This window comes from Microbulbifer sp. ABF4_143, from assembly GCF_056160225.1.
This window is the reverse complement of the sequence record NZ_JBSWWT010000018.1, coordinates 61,639-80,225: the sequence shown is the minus strand read 5'-3', so window position 1 is coordinate 80,225 and position 18,587 is coordinate 61,639. Positions and strand designations below refer to the sequence as shown.

Annotated in this window: 14 protein-coding genes and 1 pseudogene; 9 read left to right on the top strand and 6 right to left on the bottom strand. The window is 63.4% G+C overall.

Annotation, left to right across the window (positions count from 1 at the left end):
- Positions 1-125 precede the first annotated feature (125 nt).
- Positions 126-317: pseudogene (locus ACXAF3_RS14270) on the top strand (catalase-related domain-containing protein); the annotation flags it as partial.
- A gap of 37 nt (positions 318-354) precedes the next feature.
- Here ACXAF3_RS14270 and ACXAF3_RS14265 read toward each other — a convergent pair.
- The 3 genes from ACXAF3_RS14265 to ACXAF3_RS14255 form a co-directional block, all read right to left on the bottom strand.
- Positions 355-2,238, bottom strand: coding sequence for an MFS transporter (locus tag ACXAF3_RS14265; protein ID WP_475112986.1), 1,884 nt, complete (start codon positions 2,236-2,238; stop codon positions 355-357).
- A gap of 169 nt (positions 2,239-2,407) precedes the next feature.
- Complete coding sequence (locus ACXAF3_RS14260) at positions 2,408-4,477, bottom strand: M13 family metallopeptidase (RefSeq protein ID WP_475112985.1); 2,070 nt, start codon at positions 4,475-4,477, stop codon at positions 2,408-2,410.
- A 149-nt stretch (positions 4,478-4,626) separates the two neighbouring features.
- Positions 4,627-5,826 carry a TonB family protein gene (locus tag ACXAF3_RS14255; protein ID WP_475112984.1) on the bottom strand — a complete coding sequence of 400 codons (1,200 nt, stop codon included), beginning with the start codon at positions 5,824-5,826 and terminating at the stop codon, positions 4,627-4,629.
- A gap of 345 nt (positions 5,827-6,171) precedes the next feature.
- Between ACXAF3_RS14255 and ACXAF3_RS14250 the strand changes: the two genes are divergently transcribed.
- From ACXAF3_RS14250 to ACXAF3_RS14235, 4 genes are all read left to right on the top strand, one after another.
- Positions 6,172-6,882: a cyclic nucleotide-binding domain-containing protein gene (locus tag ACXAF3_RS14250; protein WP_475112983.1), complete on the top strand. Its 711-nt coding sequence runs from the start codon at positions 6,172-6,174 to the stop codon at positions 6,880-6,882.
- A gap of 261 nt (positions 6,883-7,143) precedes the next feature.
- Positions 7,144-8,331 (top strand): efflux RND transporter periplasmic adaptor subunit, encoded by a 1,188-nt coding sequence (locus ACXAF3_RS14245; protein WP_475112982.1) that lies wholly within the window; start codon positions 7,144-7,146, stop codon positions 8,329-8,331.
- Complete coding sequence (locus ACXAF3_RS14240; protein ID WP_475112981.1) at positions 8,328-11,495, top strand: efflux RND transporter permease subunit; 3,168 nt, start codon at positions 8,328-8,330, stop codon at positions 11,493-11,495. Before ACXAF3_RS14245 ends, ACXAF3_RS14240 begins: the two co-directional genes overlap by 4 nt.
- 3 nt (positions 11,496-11,498) lie before the next feature.
- The gene (locus tag ACXAF3_RS14235) at positions 11,499-12,422 is read left to right on the top strand and encodes a phosphoribulokinase (protein WP_475112980.1); all 924 of its coding nucleotides are present in this window, start codon (positions 11,499-11,501) and stop codon (positions 12,420-12,422) included.
- A gap of 62 nt (positions 12,423-12,484) precedes the next feature.
- Here ACXAF3_RS14235 and ACXAF3_RS14230 read toward each other — a convergent pair whose 3' ends face one another.
- Positions 12,485-13,288: a hypothetical protein gene (locus ACXAF3_RS14230; protein ID WP_475112979.1), complete on the bottom strand. Its 804-nt coding sequence runs from the start codon at positions 13,286-13,288 to the stop codon at positions 12,485-12,487.
- 347 nt (positions 13,289-13,635) lie between these two features.
- Here ACXAF3_RS14230 and ACXAF3_RS14225 point away from each other — a divergent pair, with 347 nt between their 5' ends.
- The gene (locus ACXAF3_RS14225) at positions 13,636-14,316 is read left to right on the top strand and encodes a hypothetical protein (protein WP_475112978.1); all 681 of its coding nucleotides are present in this window, start codon (positions 13,636-13,638) and stop codon (positions 14,314-14,316) included.
- A gap of 314 nt (positions 14,317-14,630) precedes the next feature.
- On the opposite strand, the gene ACXAF3_RS14220 is transcribed toward ACXAF3_RS14225, so the two are convergent.
- On the bottom strand, positions 14,631-15,035 hold the full coding sequence (locus tag ACXAF3_RS14220; RefSeq protein WP_475112977.1) for a hypothetical protein: 405 nt from the start codon (positions 15,033-15,035) through the stop codon (positions 14,631-14,633).
- A 200-nt stretch (positions 15,036-15,235) separates the two neighbouring features.
- Here ACXAF3_RS14220 and ACXAF3_RS14215 point away from each other — a divergent pair, with 200 nt between their 5' ends.
- Together ACXAF3_RS14215 and ACXAF3_RS14210 are read left to right on the top strand one after the other, a co-directional pair.
- Positions 15,236-15,688 (top strand): methylglyoxal synthase, encoded by a 453-nt coding sequence (locus ACXAF3_RS14215; protein ID WP_475112976.1) that lies wholly within the window; start codon positions 15,236-15,238, stop codon positions 15,686-15,688.
- A gap of 185 nt (positions 15,689-15,873) precedes the next feature.
- Positions 15,874-16,296 (top strand): ExbD/TolR family protein, encoded by a 423-nt coding sequence (locus tag ACXAF3_RS14210; protein WP_475112975.1) that lies wholly within the window; start codon positions 15,874-15,876, stop codon positions 16,294-16,296.
- An 85-nt stretch (positions 16,297-16,381) separates the two neighbouring features.
- On the opposite strand, the gene ACXAF3_RS14205 is transcribed toward ACXAF3_RS14210, so the two are convergent.
- Positions 16,382-17,164, bottom strand: a complete 783-nt coding sequence (locus tag ACXAF3_RS14205; protein ID WP_475112974.1) for a tryptophan 2,3-dioxygenase — start codon at positions 17,162-17,164, stop codon at positions 16,382-16,384.
- 126 nt (positions 17,165-17,290) lie between these two features.
- Here ACXAF3_RS14205 and ACXAF3_RS14200 point away from each other — a divergent pair, with 126 nt between their 5' ends.
- Positions 17,291-18,538 carry a Zn-dependent hydrolase gene (locus ACXAF3_RS14200; protein WP_475112973.1) on the top strand — a complete coding sequence of 416 codons (1,248 nt, stop codon included), beginning with the start codon at positions 17,291-17,293 and terminating at the stop codon, positions 18,536-18,538.
- Positions 18,539-18,587: the final 49 nt, after the last annotated feature.

The window sequence follows — 18,587 nt, the reverse complement described above, 5'->3', positions numbered from 1 at the left end:
CAGAGAGGTTGCGGATCTGACGCCGCGGCTATGGAAGGACAAGTTTGCCAGCAATCCACTGCGATCAGAGGTCTATGGATGGGGCAATAACGTCGTAGAATGAGCGGTTACACCGGGAAGACGACGACTTCGTACAGGCGGGCACCCTGGTGCGGGGAGTGATGGACGACGCGGCGCGGGAGCGGCTGGTGTCCAATGTGGTGGGCCATCTGAAGGCCGGGGTATCCGAGGAGATTCTCAAGCGCGCCTTCGAATACTGGCGCAATATCGACAGGGATATCGGCGCTCGGATCGAAAAGGGCGTAAAAGGCAGGTGAGCGCCACCTGTAGGCGCCCGCCCTGCGGCGAGGGCGGTTACCGCTGCTCCCCCCGCAACCCCAGCACCTGCTCGTAGAGATGCTCGGCCCTGGCAGCGGCCGCATCCAGGGGCTTGCCGGCCACGACGCTGACCCTCGACCAGAAGCGTTTCGGTAGCGTGGTAAACGCGTGGCCGTCCTTGTGGCTGAAGAAGCTGCCCCAGAGGCCGCGCAGGGCCATCGGGATCACCGGCACCGGGGTTTTCTGCAGGATTTTCTCGATGCCGGCCTTGAAGGGCTGCATCTCTCCGTCCTTGGTCAGCTGGCCCTCCGGGAAGATGCACAGCAGGTCGCCGTCTTTCAGGGCCTGTTCGATCTCCTCGAATGCCTTTTCGTAGCCCTGCGGGTCCTTCTGTTTGGAGCAGATGGGAATGGCGCGGCCGGTCTTGAAGATAAAGTGCAGCACCGGTATCTCGTAGATCGGCTTGTACATGATAAAGCGGATCGGGCGGCGCACGGCGCCGGCCAGCAGCAGGGCGTCCACGTAGCTGACATGGTTGCAGGCGATGATCGCCGGCCCCTCGGCCGGTATCTGCTCCAGGCCCTCGTGCTTGACCCGGTACATGGTGTGGGAGAGCAGCCAGATCAGCAGGCGCATGGCGAATTCCGGCACCTTGGTGAATACGAACACGGCCACCGCGGCATTCATCAGCGCGACCACCATAAAGAACTGCGGAATGCTGAAGTCGAGCAGGCTCAGGAAGACGATGCCGAGCAGTGCGGAAACCACCATAAACAGCGAGTTCATGATGTTGGTGACGGCGATGACCCGCGCGCGCAGGGCTTTTGCGGTGCGCTCCTGGATCATCGCGTAGAGGGGCACTATATAGAGGCCGCCAAATATGCCGATCAGGGCAAGATGGAACAGAAATGCCTTGGCGCCGGGGCTGGCCCAGAAGGCGGCCAGGGATACTTCGCCGAGTGGCGTCAGGCTGCCGCCGATCACCGATAGGGCGATGCCGCCGTAAGTCAGGCCGGCGGCGCCGAGCGGCACCAGCCCCAGCTCGATGCGACCGCCGGACAGGCGTTCGCAGGCGAGCGAGCCGATGGCGACGCCGACAGTAAAGCTGCACAGCAGCAGGGCCACCAGGGGTTCGTCCCCGCCGAGTACGTTCTTGCCGAAACTGGGGATCTGGGTCAGGTAGGCGGCGCCGAGCAGCCAGAACCAGGAGATGCCGACGATGGAGTAGAAGATCGCCGGTGTCTTGGCGGTTTCGCGCAGCATACGCGCCGTCTGGCTGATGGGGTTCAGGTCTATTTTCAACTCCGGCGCCGGCGCCGGTGCGTCGGGTATCGCGCGGCAGGCCAGGTAGCCGGCCAGGGCGACGGCGATTATCAGGCCGCCGATCCACTGGCTGTTTCCAGCGGTATCGCTGGCACCGGAGAGGATGGTGCCGACGATGGTACCGCCGAGGATGGCGACGAAGGTGGCCATCTCGACGAGGGCGTTGCCGCCCACCAGTTCCGATCTGCGCAGGTGTTGGGGCAGTATCGCGTACTTGATCGGGCCGAAGAAGGCGGACTGTACGCCGAGCAGGAAGAGCACCGCCAGGCAAAGTGCGTTGCTGCCGCTGATCAGCGCGAAGACGCCGATCAGGCTGATACCGATTTCCGCCAGTTTGATGCGCCGGATCAGCAGGCTCTTGTCGTACTTGTCGGCGAGCTGGCCGGCGGTGGCGGAGAACAGGAAGAAGGGCAGGATAAACAGGCCTGCGGCCAGGTTGTTCAGCGCATTGGCCTGATCCGCGGCGAGGCGGAAGGCGATCATCACCATCAGCGCGCTCTTGAACACATTGTCGTTGAAGGCGCCGAGAAACTGGGTCAGGAAAAACGGCAGAAAGCGGCGGCTGGCCAGTAGTTGGAACTGGTTTTTGTGGGCCATGGGCGTCGTCTCTTTTGTCGATTTTTGCCTATGGTACGCGAAATGTTGCGGGCATAGAAAAGCCCCGCGGTGCGGGGCTTGGAGGGGCGGGCTTTCGGCCCGCGTGGGCGAACACAGGGTTCGTTGCGGCCGCGCTAGGTATTCGCGGCGCCTACGCGGGGCTTCCGGACTACCAGATAACGACACGCTCCTCTTCCGGCAGGTACATGCCGTCACCCTCCTTGACATCGAAGGCGGTGTAGAAGGCGGAGATGTTCGGCAGTACGCCTTTCACGCGGTACTCGGCCGGCGAGTGGGGGTCGGTTTTCAGGCGCTCGCTGAGGGCCTCTTCGCGGATCTTGCTGCGCCACACCTGGGCCCAGCCCATAAACAGGCGCTGGTCGCCGGTGAAGCCGTCGATCACCGGCGCCTCCTCGCCGTTCAGGGACATCTTGTAGGCCTTGTAGGCGATGCCGAGACCGGACAGGTCGCCGATATTCTCGCCCAGGGTGAGCTCGCCGTTGATGTGCTCACCGTCGATGGGCTCGTAGCTGTTGTACTGGGCCACCAGCTTGCCGGTGAGCTTCTCGAAGTTGTTGCGGTCGGAGTCGGTCCACCAGTTGTTCAGGTAGCCGTGGCCGTCAAACTTGCTGCCCTTATCGTCGAAACCGTGGCCGATCTCGTGGCCGATCACGCCGCCGATGGCGCCGTAGTTGACCGCGTCGTCCGCCTGCATATTGAAGAAGGGGGGCTGCAGTATGGCCGCCGGGAAGACGATTTCGTTCATGGCCGGGTTGTAGTAGGCGTTGACCGTCTGCGGCGACATGCCCCACTCGCCCCGGTCGAGCGGTTTGCCGAGCTTGCCGCGCTCGTAGCTGGTTTCGAACAGGGTGGCCGCCAGCACATTGCCCACCAGGTCATCGGCGCTGACTTTGAGGCCGCTGTAGTCGCGCCACTTGTCGGGGTAGCCGATCTTGGTGGTGAAGTTGGCCAGCTTGTCCAGCGCCTGCTTCTTGGTTTCCTCGCCCATCCACTCGAGGGATTCGATGGAGTCGCGGTAGGCGGCCTTCAGGTTGTCCACCAGCTCCACCATGCGCGCCTTGGCTTCCGGGGGGAAGTGCTTTTCCACATAGCGCTTGCCCACCAGTTCGCCGACGGAGCCGTTGACGAGCTGCACGGCGCGTTTCCAGCGCGGTTCCATCTGTTCGACGCCGCGCACCGCGGTGCTGTAAAAGTCGAAGTGGGCCTGGGCCAGCTCGCTGTGCATATAGGGGGCCATGGCGGTGAGCACCTTGACTTTCAGGTAGCGGCGCCAGGTATCCATATCGGTTTCTTCGATGATGCCGTTGGCGGCCTGCAGGTATTCCGGCTGGCCGACCACGACATTTTCCGCCTTGTCCAGCATGGCCTTGGAGAGGTAGCTGTCCCAGTCCACCGCCGGCATCAGTTCCGCCAGCTCGGCGACGGATTTCTTGTTGAAGTATTTGTCCGGATCGCGGTTGTCGACACGGGTGCGGTGGTGTTCGGCCAGGCGCTTTTCCAGTGCGTAGATTTTGTCGGCAAAGGCCGCGGCGTCCGCGAGGCCGGCGATCTGCTGGACTTTTACCAGGTACTCATTGTAGGCCCGCTGCAGCTTCTGCCCCTTTTCGGAGTCGTCGAAGTAGTAGTCGCGGTCCGGGAGGCCGAGGCCCGCCTGCCACATGAAGGCGATGTAGTTCTCCACATCCTTCATGTCCTGGTAGATGAAGGCTCCGAAGGGGGCGTCGTAGCCGGCGGTGTCGGCGTAGGCGAAGTAGTCGGTGAGATCCTTGCGCGATTCGATGGCGTCGACCTTGGCGAGCTCATCTGCGAGGGCGGCCAGGCCCTTTTTCTCGATCAGCTCTTCGTTCATGAAGCTGTTGTACAGGTCGCCGATCTGTCGGGCCTCGGGGCTGCTGGCATTCTCGCCTGCTTCCATGATCAGCGCCTTGACCTGCTCGGTGCTCTTGTCGCGCAGTATGCTGAAACCGCCCCAGCGGGACTTGTCCGCGGGGATCTCGGTGTTCTTCAGCCAGGAGCCGTTCACATAGGCGAAGAAGTCATCCTGCGGGCGTACGCTGGTATCCATGGCGTCGAGGTCGATACCGGAACCCAGTTCGACCTGTTGCACCGCGGCGTTGGCGGTGCTGTCTGTGGCGCTCTGGGCGGTTTGCGGCGCTTCGGATTTGGAGCAGCCGGCGACAATGCCGGCGATGGCGAGAGATAGCAGTAATCGGTTCATAGTTGTTCTCTGTCGGGCAGATGTTTCCGCAACGATAGTAAGTGGTGGCCGCACCGGCGGGCAAGCGGACTGCGGCCAGACGGGGACTGGCAGCGATAAAAGGCGGGGCAGAAAAGCGAAAGCCCCGCGGGGCGGGGCTTTCCTGGGGCTCAGTCCGGCAGGCGGAAGGTGATGGGCACCGAGAACTGGTAGCTGTCTTTGGCCAGCTGCGGCGGTGCCGCGGGGTAGGGGCTGGCGCGATCGACCGCTTCGCGGGCCTCGCGGTTGAGGGTGGCGTAGCGGGATTCCTGCAGTGTTTCCACGTTCTTGACGCGGCCCTGTGCGTCGATGGTCACGTTCAGGCGCACGCTGCCCTCCTGGCCGCGCTCCTGGGCGCGCTTCGGGTAGCGGATGCTCTTGAAGGTGTGGCGCAGCAGCATGGAGTGGTAGATCTGCCGCGCGAGGATCAGATCCGCGGTCAGCGGTGCCTCGTCTTCCTCTTCTTCCTCCATCTCCTGCTGCGGGGCGGGCTTGGCGGCGGCGACTTTGACCGGTTGCGGCTTGCTGGGCTGTGGCTTGGCCGGCTGGGGTTGGGCCGGCTGGGATTGGGCCGCCGGCGCCTTGGCCTTGAGGTCGGGTTTGGCGATGGAGGCGAGGGAAGGCGGCGGAATCTCGGCGGCCAGTTTCGGCTTGGCCGCGGTGGGCTTGGCGGCGGCCGGCTCGGCGGCGGCTACCTGCTGTTCTTCCGCGGACTCCTCTTCGGTCTGGGCAGCCTGCGCGGTCAGTTCGGCGATGCGCTCGCTGCTCGGCTCCAGCATTTCATAGCTGCCCAGCAGGCCGGCGGGCACCTGGCCGGCGGCCAGCAGGCCGTCGCGGAAGTCGCTCGAAGGCGGCACCGGGCCTATCCAGGCGCGCAGCAGGGTATTGAAGAAGTCGCGGTCCTCGATCTCAGCCAGGGGCACGCCGTTCAGGCTCACGCGGGTACTGCCCGTATCGGCGGCGTAGTCGATGGTCAGGCGGTCGCCCTTGGCGAAGCGGCCTTTGAACAGGTTGGCGAAGGTCACCATGTTCTCGGCCTGGTTAGTGAGGGTATCGGCGGGGTTGTTGATGGCGATACCTTCCATCCACTGGTTGCGGAAGCGGCGCGCGGACAGGCCGTCGGCGACGATGCGCACTTCCAGGCGGCGCGGATTATTGTTGTCCAGCAGTACATTGGCGCTGTTGGCCAGGGTTTCGGAGTAGACCGCGGCGATATAGCGATCTTTATTGAATTGCTGCTCCAGCGCGAGTCCGTTCAGCAGCGGTGCGGCTTTTGCAGATAGCGCTGTCGCAAACACCAAAAGTGCAGTGACGATCTTTATCGGTTTCATTTTTTGCGGTGTCGTTATTTCCGGACGGGAAGAATCCGGCGGATAGGCTATTTGGCACCCCCTCCCCCGAGGCGCGCCGGCCAGGTTAAAATGTGCACTGCCTGCCTGGCACTATCGGACAAGTTAACCTGAGCTGTGCCTAACTCTACTGCAACTGCAATGGAGTTCAACCCTGAAATGGGTAGAATGTCTCGTTTTTCCAATTTCGAAGATTCTTGGTGGAGATGGTGGTCACTCTGCCGATAGAATGCGGTAGGCCGGTATTGTTTAATTACCCTCAATTAAAAATTGTTTCGGCAGCGGTTCCGCCCGGGGCAAAATAAATTTCACTAATTTTTACAACACATGGATATCAAGCCGCTCAGCGACTATCCGCGGGATGCCGTGGATCGCCTGCTAAATGTCATTCATCTTTTTCGTGACATTCGTGCCGCCAGCGAGTGGCAGTACGACGTCTTATTGAAGCGCTCGCGCCTGGTGGGTCTGCAGGCAGGGGAGCGGCTGCTTCGTGCCGGGGATGTGGATCAGTGGGTCTACTTCCTGTTGCGCGGGGAACTGCATGTACACGTCGATGGCGCTGAGGAGAGCGATGCCGCTGCCGCCGAACGCCCGCTGGCGGTGATCCGCCCCGGCGAGATGTTTGGCGACCTGTCCATGCTGCTCGCCGAACCGCGCAGTGCGACCATCGTGGCCGCGCCCTTCAGCCGCGATACCCAGGTGCTGGGCCTGGACTGCACCCTGTTCGGCGACCTCGAGGATTTCTCCCTGCTGCAGCTACCCACCAAACTGGTGTTCTACCGCAATATGGTGCACTCGCTGCGCTGGAAGCTGGAGGTCTACCGGTCCAAGTACCCCGGCCACCAGTTGGCCGACAGCCACCGCAAGCTCAAGCTCTACACCGGGCCCAAGAACTGCCGCGAGGAGCTGCTGGCCCTGGCGGATCAGGCCCGCGCGCTGGCGCGCATTCTGCTGGACTGGAACGCCGAGTTTGGCAGCGGGGAACTGATGGACGATGAATCGGATATGTCCCGCTTCCTCGAGTCGATGCTCTCCTGAGCGGCGCTTCCGCACCGGACGGGCTCCGCAAAAGACTTTTTCAACTGCGGCCCGCTCGCTGCGCCGTTCATATAGTCACTCTCCTCCCGCGGGCGCCTGCCATGTTTTGGGCTTTCTTCGCTTGCGAATTTCACATTCCGGTTTAAATCGCCACTGCGCGAAAATTGTACTGCGGCTACAATCTGTCCTCTGTCGCAATACGAAGGTCCGGCGGCAGTTCGCAATCCATCGATCCAGTCCTCTCCGTACAGGTGTTCGGGTATGAATTTTTTGGCTTCCATCTGGCGGCAGCGCAATTACCGTGTGGCCGCATTTGTCGCCCTGTTGGCACTGCTGTGGTTGTTGAGCGGCTGGCTGCTACCGGCGGCATCCGACCAGGCCGGGCCGGGGGCAGCGGCACAGTCTCAAGCGGCCGGTGAATCCCTGCGGGTTCTGGCGCGGCGCATCTCGGCGCAGCCCTACGCCACCCGGGTACTGGTCAACGGCCGCACCGAGGCCAATCGCAGCGTGCGCCTGCGCGCCGAGCTGGACGGTGCCGTGGTCGGCCTGCCGGTGGCCGAGGGGCGCGCGGTTAAAAAGGGCGAGGTGATCTGTGAGATAGACCCCGAGGACCGCCCCGAGCGGCTGGCCCGCGCCGAGGCGGCGCTGCGCAAGGCGGAGCTGGACTACGCCGGCGCCCAGCGCCTGGCGAAGAAGGGGCTGCAGTCGGAGACCGCCATGGCGCAGCAGCAGGTGGCGCTGGCGAATGCGCGCGCGGACTACAAGCGCGCCCAGGTCGAGGTGCAGAAACTGAAAATTCGCGCGCCCTTTGACGGCGTGGTCAACAGCCGCGCGGTGGAATTGGGGGATTTCATTCGCCGCGGCGAAGAGTGCGCGACGCTGCTGGATCTGGATCCGATTCTGATCGTGGGCGAGGTTTCCGAATCCCAGGTGGGCGGTCTGGTCGCCGGCGGCCCGGCCAGCGCTCAGCTGCATCAGGGGCCGCAGGTGCAGGGGCGGCTGCGCTATATCAGCCAGCAGGCGCACGACGTGACCCGGGCCTACCGGGTGAAAGTCGCGGTGGACAACCCGTCCGGAGCCCTGCGCGCCGGCCTGAGCGGCCGCCTGGCACTGCCGACCGGGGAGGTGATGGCGCATCGGATCAATCCCTCGCTGCTGACGCTGGACGACGCGGGCGCACTGGGCGTGCGCATTCTCGACGAGGAGAACCGGGTGCACTTCGTCAACGTGCAACTGGTCGGCGACGGCGACGCCGGTGTCTGGGTAAGCGGCCTGCCGCAGCGGGTAACCCTGATCACGGTGGGTCAGGAATATGTGACTCGCGGCGAAATCGTACAGGTGGAGCTGGAACCGGTGGAGGGCGACCTGCCCGCACCAGGCCAGAGCGCCACCGGGATACTGCCGGTCGCGGAAAAGCAGCCGCTGCCGAGCGGGGGTGACCCGCGATGAGATTACTGGACAGCGCCATAGACAGATACCGCAGCACCCTCAGCCTGATGCTGCTGGTGGTGCTGCTGGGCCTGGCGGCGCGCGCGGGCATGACGGTGGAGACCAACCCCGAGGTCAATCCGCCGTTCGTGATAGTGCAGGTGGCCCACGAGGGAATTTCCCCGGAAGACGGTGTGCGCCTGCTGGTGCGCCCGCTGGAGCAGGAGGTGCGCGCCATCGAGGGGGTCGAGGAGGTCATCTCCACCGCGCGCGAGTCGCTGGTCTATCTGGTGATCGAATTCGATTCGGCCATGGATGTGGATCGGGCCGTGGAGGAGGTGCGCAACGCGGTGGACAGGGCCAAGGCGGAGCTGCCGCGGGATGCCGAGGAACCGGTGGTCGAAGAGGCGTCGGCGCAGCCGTTTCCGTCCATTGTCGTCACCCTCGCCGGGGAACAGGTCAGCGAGCGGGTGCTGCTCGCCAGTGCGCAGCACCTGAAGCGCAAGATCGAAAATATCGGCGCGGTGCTCTCCGCCGACCTGCGCGGCAACCGCGAGGAAGTGGTGGAGGCGACCATAGACCCGGTGCGCCTGGAGCACTACCAGATCACCAGCGGCCAGCTGATCAACGCGGTGCTGGGCAACAACCTGCTGATCCCCGCCGGAGAGCTGCAGACCGAGCGCGGGCGCTTCTCGGTTGTGGTGCCGGGGCTGATCGAGACGGCGCAGGATGTCTACGAGATACCGCTGAAGAGTTCCAGCGACGGCGTGGTAACTCTGGGAGATGTGACCGATATCCGTCGCACCTTCAAGGACGCGTCCAGTTACACCAGCGTCAACGGCCGCCCCGGTCTGGCCATCAACGTGGAAAAGCGCAGCGAAGCCAGTTCGGTCGAGGTGGCGGATGCGGTGCGCGCGGTGGTGCGCGAGGAGTTGCAGTACCTGCCGCGCGGCGTCGAGGTGGATTTCGTGTTCGACCAGTCCCAGTTCGCCCGCGACATGGTCAGCGAGATGCAGGGCAATATCCTCACTGCGATGTTGCTGGTCATGATCATCGTGGTCGCGGCGCTGGGCTTCCGTTCCGGCATGCTGGTCGGATTCGGCATTCCCTTCTCGCTGCTGTTCGGCGCCATCATTACCTGGTACCTCGGCTACTCGTTCAACTTTATGGTGATGTTCGGCATGCTGCTGGCGCTGGGTATGCTGATCGACGGCTCCATCGTCATCACCGAATACGCCGACCGCAAGATGGCCGAGGGCATGTCCGCGCGGGTGGCTTATGTGCTGTCGGTCCGGCGTATGTTCTGGCCGGTGGTGGCCTCCACCGGCACCACCCTGGCGGCCTTCCTGCCGATCATGTTCTGGCCCGGCGTGGTGGGCGAGTTTATGCGCTACCTGCCGGTGACCGTCTTTGCGGTGCTCGCCGGTTCTCTGCTCTACGCGCTCTTCTTCGCGCCGGTGCTCGGATCCCTGTTCGGCAAGAGCAACCTGGATGCCGCTACCCGGCAGTACCTGAAACAACTGGAAGTGGGGCGCCCGACCGGCCTCGCCGGCATCACCGGTATTTACGCGCGCACGCTCGAAAAGGTGGTGCGCCGCCCGCTGAGCGCCTTCGCCACCACCCTGTTGGTGCTGATCGGGATTTTTGTCGCCTTCGGGCGCTTCGGCGCCGGCGTGGAGTTTTTTACCGACACCGAAGAGCAGTACGGCAATGTCGAGATCCGCGCGCAGGGCAACCTCTCGGTGGAGGAAAAGAAAGCCCTGGTGGCGCAGGTGGAGCGGGCCGTACTGGCGGTGCCGGAAGTGCGCGTGGCTTACACCGCAATCGGTTCCGGCGGCCTTTCCGGCAACAGCGACCGGGCGCCGGACCAGATTGCGAATATGCTGGTGGAGCTGCTGCCGGCGGAGGAACGCGAGCGGCGCAGCCGCGAGATCTTTGCCGATATCCGCGCGCGCACGGCGGATTTCCCCGGTATCAAGGTGACCGCCAATGTATTCGAGGGCGGCCCTCCGGTGGGCAAGGATATAGTGCTGGAGTTGCGCGCGCGGGACTACGACATGCTACTGGCGGAAACCTGGCGTCTGCATCGCGCGCTGGAGACGGAATTCGAGGGGCTGCGCGATATCGTCAATACCGCGCCGCTGCCCGGCATCCAGTGGGAGGTGAAGGTGGACAGGGCCAAGGCCGCCCTGTACGGCGCCGACCTTACCGAGGTCGGGCGCGCGGTGCAGCTGGTCACCAACGGCGTGCGCATGGCGGAGTACCGCCCGGACGACAGCGACGAGGAAGTGGATATCCGCATCCGCTACCCGGCCAGCGAGCGCGGTATCGCCTCGCTGGACCAGCTGAAAGTCAACACCGCCCGCGGCGCCGTGCCGATCAGCAGCTTCGTGCGCACCGAGGCCAGGCCGAAGGTGGACAAGATAGAGCGCATCGACGGCATCACGCGCATGCAGGTCAAGGCGGACGCGCAGGAGGGCGTATTGCCGGACGACAAGGTACGCGAAATACGCGCCTGGCTGGAGCGCAATCCGGTGGCAGACGGTGTGGAGCTGCTGTTCCGCGGCGCCGACGAGGAACAGAGCGAATCCCTGACCTTCCTCGGCGTAGCCTTCCTGCTGTCGCTGTTCTTGATGTTTATTTTGCTGGTGACCCAGTTCAACAGCTTCTACCAGTCGCTGTTGATCCTGTCGTCGGTGGTGATGTCGACCCTCGGCGTCATGCTCGGCCTGCTGCTGACGCAGAGTACTTTCAGCGTGATCATGACCGGCGTCGGTATTGTCGCGCTGGCGGGTATTGTGGTGAACAACAATATCGTGCTGATCGACACCTACAATTATGTGCGCAACAGCGAGCCGGAACTGTCGCCGGCGGCGGCCGCGGTCAAGGCCTCGGCGCAGCGCCTGCGGCCGGTGTTCCTGACCACCGCCACCACCATTCTCGGCCTGCTGCCGTTGGCGCTGGGGGTGAGTGTGGATATGGTGGGGCGCAACGTGGTAGTGGCAGGCGTGATCGCCTCCTTCTGGGTCAAGCTGGCCAGCGCCATCGTCTATGGCCTTACCTTCTCCACTCTGCTGACCCTGATCGTCACGCCGGTAATGCTGGTGCTGCCGACGCGGCTGCGCGAACTGGTGCAAAGCCTGCTGCCACCGCGGATCCGCGGCAATCAGTGGGGGGAAGGCTGAGCGATGGGTGCGCACTGGCCGAAAGAGGCGCTCGAGGGGGCCGCGGAGCTACTCGGGCAGTTGCGCCCGCAGATAGACAGGTTTATCCGCGAGCAGCAGCTGCCCGACGATTTTGCGCAGCTGATCCAGCAGTATTATCTGCCGCTGGCATGCTGGCTGGCGCGCAAGCGCCAGTGCGGTCGCACTCTGGTTGTCGGCATCTGCGGCGGCCAGGGATCCGGTAAGTCCACCCTGACCGCGTTTCTGCGCCTGGCCTGGGACGCGATGGGGCTGCGCAGTGCCGCCTTCTCCCTCGATGATCTCTATCTCACCAGAGCGGAGCGCCAACGGCTCGCGCAGCGGGTGCATCCACTTTTTCAAACCCGCGGCGTGCCGGGCACGCACGATGTGCAGCTGGGGCTGGATACTATCGACGCGCTGCGCGGCGGGGATCCGCGCAGCGAAATCGCCATCCCCCGGTTCGACAAATCCACCGACGACCGCGCGCCGCGCGCCAGCTGGCCGCGCCAGCGCGGCCCGGTGGATATACTGTTGTTCGAGGGCTGGTGCGTCGGTGCCGGGCCCTGGGAAAACGCCGCCGACCCCATCAACGAACTCGAGCAGCGGGAGGACCCGCAGGGTGTCTGGCGCAGCTACATCAACGCACAGCTGGCCGGCCCCTACCACAGGCTGTTTGCGCAACTGGACCTGCTGTTGATGCTGAAAGTCCCGGATATGGCCAGTGTGCTGCAGTGGCGGCGCCTGCAGGAGCAGAAATTGAGAGCGCGCAGTGGTGGCGGCATGAGTGATGACGAGCTGCAGCGCTTCGTGCAGCACTACGAGCGGATTACCCGCAATCTGCTCGCGGAGATGCCCGCGCGCGCGGACTGTGTTTTCGAGCTGGGGCGGGACCACCGGATTGAGCGGCTGCGCCTGAACAGGAGTTGAAAACCCCATAAAGAACAAACCCCGGCAACTGCCGGGGTTTGTTCTTGTGGGGGAAAGCCGGGTTACTTGGCCTTCGGCGGGCGGCCGGGGCCGCGCTTCGCGGTAGCGGCCTTCTTCGGGCGGCCCGGGCCCTTCTTCGCGGTAGCGGCTTTTTTCGGGCGGCCGGGGCCTTTCTTTGCGGCGGCCTTGGTGGCTGCTTTCTTCGGGCGGCCGGGGCCTTTCTTTGCGGCGGTCTTGGTAGCGGCCTTCTTCGGGCGACCGGGCTTTTTCTTCGCAGCAGCCTTGGCCTTCTTCGCGGCGGCGGCGGCCTTTTTCTTGGCGGCAGCGGCTTTCTTCTTCTCTGCAGCGGCCTTCTTCTTCGCAGCGGCAGCGGCTTTCTTCTTCTCCGCTGCAGCCTTCTTCTTCGCGGCGGCGGCGGCCTTCTTGGCCTCGGCGGCGGCTTTCTTCTTCGCAGCGGCGGCCAGTTTCTTGGCGATGGCCGCTTCTTCCTTGGCTACGGCCTTGGCAATCTTGGCTGCGAGCTTGTTTTCCGCCTTGATGGCGGCCAGTTGAGCCTTGGCCTCGGCGGCGGCGGCCTTGACGCTGTCAGCGGCTTTCTTGGCCGCAGCGGCTGCGGTCTGGGCCGCTTTAAGCTGCTTCTGCTGGGCGGGGGTTTTCTTCTTGGCGCGAACGGTTTTTACCTTGGCAGCAGCGGCCTTGGCCTTGGCAGCCGCCTTGGCGGCGTCCTTCGCCAGCTTTTCCGCGGCCTTGCCCGCGTCTTTTTCCTGCTTGTCGCGGGCTTGTACCAGCTTGGTTTTCAGCGATTTCAGTTCCGCTTCGAGTTTTGCAACGGGGTTAGCCGTCGCCACTTTCTTACTTGCAGCCATAAAATATCCCTGTATGTAGTATTGTTGTAGATGAAGGGGCTTCTCTACCAATTGCTCCCGCCTTCGCCGCACTTACATCGGCTCCTGCGGCGAAGATTGCTTGCGGAAAACAATTGCTAGAGAGGCCCCAGAATTCACCGCTGCTAATTGCAGCTTATTTATATGCTGGAATGCAAGTATTTTAAGGGCATTTTTACCCTGTTATGAATAAATTTAAGGCTTTTTTTACCGCTATTGCGTTCGTTTGGCTTTGGGGCTGCGGTTTTTGGGCGTTTTTTCAGTATTTACACAGCGCCGAAATCGCCTGGCTGGGGCTTTGTCTGAATGCCTGGGCGCTGCCGGTTTGGATGCTGTTGCGCTATCTCTGGCCGCGGAAATATCGCGGCGATCTGCGCGAGTCGCCCGCATTTGCGGCAGTCCTGACAGGGTTGGCAGTTGCACTGCTCAGCGACAGCGACAAGGGGCCGCCGCTCTACCTGGCAATCTACAACCTGTTTGTCTTCCTGATTTACCTTTTTCACCTCAGTGCGCTGCGCCACCCGAAAGTGCCGGCAGTCGACAGCCCCTTTCCGGCGCTGGTGACGGCCGATGGGAAAAACTGGAGTGCGGCCGAGCATGCACGGCGGGGCGGTTTCGCGGGGCTGTTGCTCGTCTTTCTGCGCGGCAGCTTTTGCGCGGACAGCCGCGCGCTGTTCGCGCAGTTGCAGGCGCTGTTGCCGGAGCTGCGCAAGCGCGAGATTGGACTGCTGCTGTTTGGCACTGAGCCTCTGTCGCGTTGGCCGGTGCACGGCGGGGAGCCTTTGTCGGGATGTTTCCTTCAGCTGGCTGCGGAGGATGCCGCGAACCGCTCCTTCGTTGCGGGCGGCGGGACGCCCCTGATACTGTCGCGCGCGCCTGCGGCTCTGCGCCCCAGCCAGTGGCTGCTGGATGGCGAGGGCTATGTGGTCTGGCGGCACCTGCCGGACAACTATCGCACGCCGGGCTCGGTCGATCTGTTGCGCGGACAGTTGTCCCGCCTGCAAGACTGACCGCGGCCGGCGCACCGCCGCTATCGGAGGATTTTGGAAGAGGAGCGGGCGCTGCTCGCGCGGATGGGGTCGCGGCGGGCGCCGGACGCCGCCAGGCGCCCGTGCAGTAGTTATGAAACAGCTTCTAGGGAACCTCTGAATAATTCCGCAATGCCTCTGCAGCCTTCAGGCCCCGCCCTGCGGGGCTTGCAGAGCGATTCACACTCTGCGTTGCGGCTTCTTGAAAGGTCTAGACATTCCTGCGAAGCCGCGCCTTGATTGTGAACCGCTCTGCAAGCCAGAGGTATCGCGGAATTATTCAGAGGTTCCCTAGATCAAAGCGGTCCATAGGGCAGGTAGCGGTTGTTCGAGTTCTGCCGGATCCATAACAGCTGCTCGCGGCTGAGCGGTGACTTGCGCCGGCGCAGCGCTTTTGCCAGCGGGATTACCGGCGACTCCGCCCCCGCGTCCCAGCCGGGCAGTTGCATTTCCGCCAGTGTGAAGAACTGGATCAGCTGCCAGAGTTGTTCGCTGGTCCAGTTTTCACTCTCGTCCAGCCAGCGCTGCGCCGGCAGGCGCATCAGCTTTGCGGCCTGCCGGTCCTCCGGCTGCAGCGCATCGGGCAGCGGGGATGGCGACTGCGCGGCGACCATAAAGCGCTGCAGCTGCGCCCGGTTGATCTCGTCGCCGGCGCTGTCTTGCTGTGTAGGTTTTTCCGGCTCCCAGGCTCCAACACTCATTGCCAAACATCCTATATCGGTGCGAACAGCCGCGCATTATAACTGTTCGGCCTCCGGGCGCGGCAATCGCTGCCCGGCTACCTTGGTGCGGGGGAGGCGCGGCGGAATTCCCGGGGGTAGAATATAGCTTGCGGTTTTGGGGCGGGACTGGCCGCCGGCGCCGCCAATCGATAGAAGCGAGTTTCAGCACCGAGGACAGAATGAAATTTATAACGCAGCCGCTACCCGCCACCAAACGCGTGGCCCTGGTCGCCCACGACAATCGCAAGGGGGCTTTGATTGAATGGTGCAACCGCCATCGCGAGCTGCTGCAGCGGCACCGGCTGCTGGGCACCGGCACCACCGGCAGCAAGATAGAGGCGGCCACCGGGCTGAGAGTGGAGAAGCTGCTCAGCGGCCCGATGGGCGGCGACCAGCAGTTGGGGGCCAGGATCTGCCAGGGGGAGATAGATCTGCTGATCTTCTTCTGGGACCCCTTCGAACCCATGCCCCACGACCCGGACGTCAAGGCGTTGCTGCGCATAGCCGCCGTGTGGAATATCCCGGTGGCCTGCAACGGCGCCAGTGCGGATATGATGGTGCAGTCGACGCTGATGGAGACGGCATTCGAGCGCGAAGTGCCGGATTACCAGGGCTATCTGGCCTGTAGATAGTCGCCAAAATCGGTCAAAATTCGATCGGTGTTGGCGAGGGGTGTCTGTAACTTATTGATTTTCAAGGAGTTTTTTCTGGGCGCGAAGGTTGTACTTGCAATACTGACAATTTCGCGGCACTCTTGCCCACCTGATTAGACCGGTCCATCCGGCGCCATTCGCATTAGATAACTGTACGGTGTTATATGAGTAGACGACGCGGTAAGGCCGTAGAAGAGGAAAAAGCCGATATCGACCTGACGCCCATGCTGGACGTCGTGTTCATTATGCTGATCTTCTTCATCGTAACGGCGTCCTTTGTTAAAGAGAAGGCGTTGGACGTAAACGTGCCCGATCCGGATCAGCAGGTCGAGACCCCGCCGGATCCCGACAAGCAGAATATCCTGCTGACCGTAAACGCCAACGACGAGATCTGGATGGGTAGCAGCCGTATCGACAGCCGCGCCGTACGCGCCCGTATCGCACAGCTGTTTGCCGAAAACCCGCAGGCCATCGTGATCGTGCGCGCGCACAACAAGTCCAGCGCCGATACCTATGTCCAGATCGCCGACGCGGCCAAGGAAGTGAACCCGGGTATCCAGGTCTCCCTGGTGCCTTACGAGAAGTAAGCGCTTCCGGACACAAAAAAAGCCAGCAACTGCTGGCTTTTTTTGTGTCCGGCGAATAGGGGAGGGCTCCCGGCTCCCCCGCCCATTAGAACTCCGAACGAATCGCCCACAGGTCCGGGAACACCGGCTTGAACAGCGTGCCCATCAGATAGCCGACGCCGCTGGAGCCGCCGGTACCCATCTTGCTGCCGATGGTGCGCTCCACCATTTTCACGTGGCGGTAGCGCCACTGCTGCAGCGACGTGTCGATATCCACCAGCGCCTCGCAGATCTCGCTGACCAGCGGATCGTTGCGGTACACATCGATCAGGATCTTCTGCACGGCGGGAGACGGCTCCGCCGTCTGGCTGAAGTCGCGCTTCAATTCGCCCTCGGGAACCTTGTGCCCCTCGTGGACGAGGAAATTCAGGAAGGCATCCCACAGAGTCGGCGCCTGTAGGCGCTTTTGCAGGCGCAGATAGTGGTCCGAGCCGGGTTCATAGTTCTCCAGCTTTTTCGCATCTTTGGCGCCGTAGAGGAATTCCAGCTCGCGGAACTGGAACGACTGGAAACCGCTGGCGGTGGACAGGCGATCGCGGAAGGACATGAACTCGAGCGGCGTCAGTGTCTCCAGTATGTCCACCTGCTGGATCAGGGTGCGGTAGATGGTGTCCACCCGCTTCAGGGTGTGCAGCGCGCGGTTGCGCTCGCCGTTGTTGAACAGCTTCACGAGGAAATCCAGCTCGTGCAGCAGCTGCTTGAACCACAGCTCGTAGCTCTGGTGAATCACGATAAACAGCAACTCGTCGTGCTCGGGTCCTTCGGACAGGGGCTGCTGGCACTGCAGCAGCTCGTCTACTTTGAGATAGGAGCTATAAGTAACGGTCATAGGTAAGTTGCACCTGGCTGTGTTTTGATCGTCCGCGAAACAATGATCTCATCCGGCGGCGTCGATCAAAACCAAAATTGCGAAAAATTCACTAATATTAGTGCCATTATAAGCGGAGCTGCCCGAATGGAACATTCTGCACGAGATCTGCGCGTCGACGGCGCCCGCCTCTGGGAAAGCCTGATGGAGATGGCGCGCATCGGCGCCACCCCCGCCGGTGGCTGCAACCGCCAGGCCCTGACCGACGAGGACAAGCGCGGTCGCGACCTGTTTGTCGGCTGGTGCCGGGATATCGGCTGCGACATCCGCGTCGACCGCATGGGTAATATCTTCGCCCGCCGTGCCGGTGCGGAAGGCGATGCACCGCCGGTCATCACCGGCTCGCATCTGGACACCCAGCCCACCGGCGGTAAGTTCGACGGTGTCTACGGCGTGCTCGCCGGGCTGGAGGTGCTGCGCACGCTGGAAGACAGGGGTATTCGGACCCGGGCGCCGCTCGAGGTGGTGGTCTGGACCAATGAGGAGGGTGCCCGCTTCTCGCCGGCGATGATCGGCTCCGGCGTCTGGGCCGGTGAATTCAGTCTCGAATACGGTCACAGCCGCGCCGACAAATCCGGCGCAACCATCGGCGAGGAACTGGCGCGCATCGGCTATCTGGGCGAGGCGCCGGCGGAGCCGCAGCCCATCACCGCCGCCTTCGAGGCCCATATCGAACAGGGGCCGATCCTGGAAAAGCAGGGCCAACTGATCGGCGTGGTCACCGGCGTGCAGGGTATCCGCTGGTATGACGTGACCTTGCGCGGTACCCCCTGCCACGCCGGGCCGACGCCGATGGCCGACAGGCGCGACCCGGTGCAGGCCCTGGCCTGGCTGTGCGAGCGCCTCTACAGCGAAGTGAAGGCTTACTCGGACGACGCGCGTATGACCTGTGGCGATCTGCGCGCCGAACCCGGCAGCCGCAACACGGTGCCGGAGAAGGTGGTGCTGGCGCTGGATCTGCGCCATCCGAAGCCGGAGGGTCTGGAGCATCTGCACCGCACCCTGTACCGGCTCGCGGAGCAGGTCGAGGAGGCCACAGGTGCGACCATCGATGTGCGCGAGGAGTGGCACTCGCCGCCGGTACAGTTCGACGAGCGCTGCATTGAGGCGGTCGACAAGGCGGCGCAGAGCCTCGGCTACAGCCACCGCAGGATGGTTTCCGGCGCCGGCCACGACTCCGTCTACGTCTCCCGCGTGGCGCCGGTGTCGATGATCTTCGTGCCCTGCGCCGGGGGCCTGTCCCACAACGAGGCCGAGTCCGCTGAGCCGGGCCACCTGGAAGCCGGCTGCAACGTGCTGCTGCACGCGATGCTGTCCCGGGCCGGCGTGGCCTGAGAGTGGGGACGTTCGCGGCTGCGGCGGCCCGCGTCAACGAAAGTGGTCG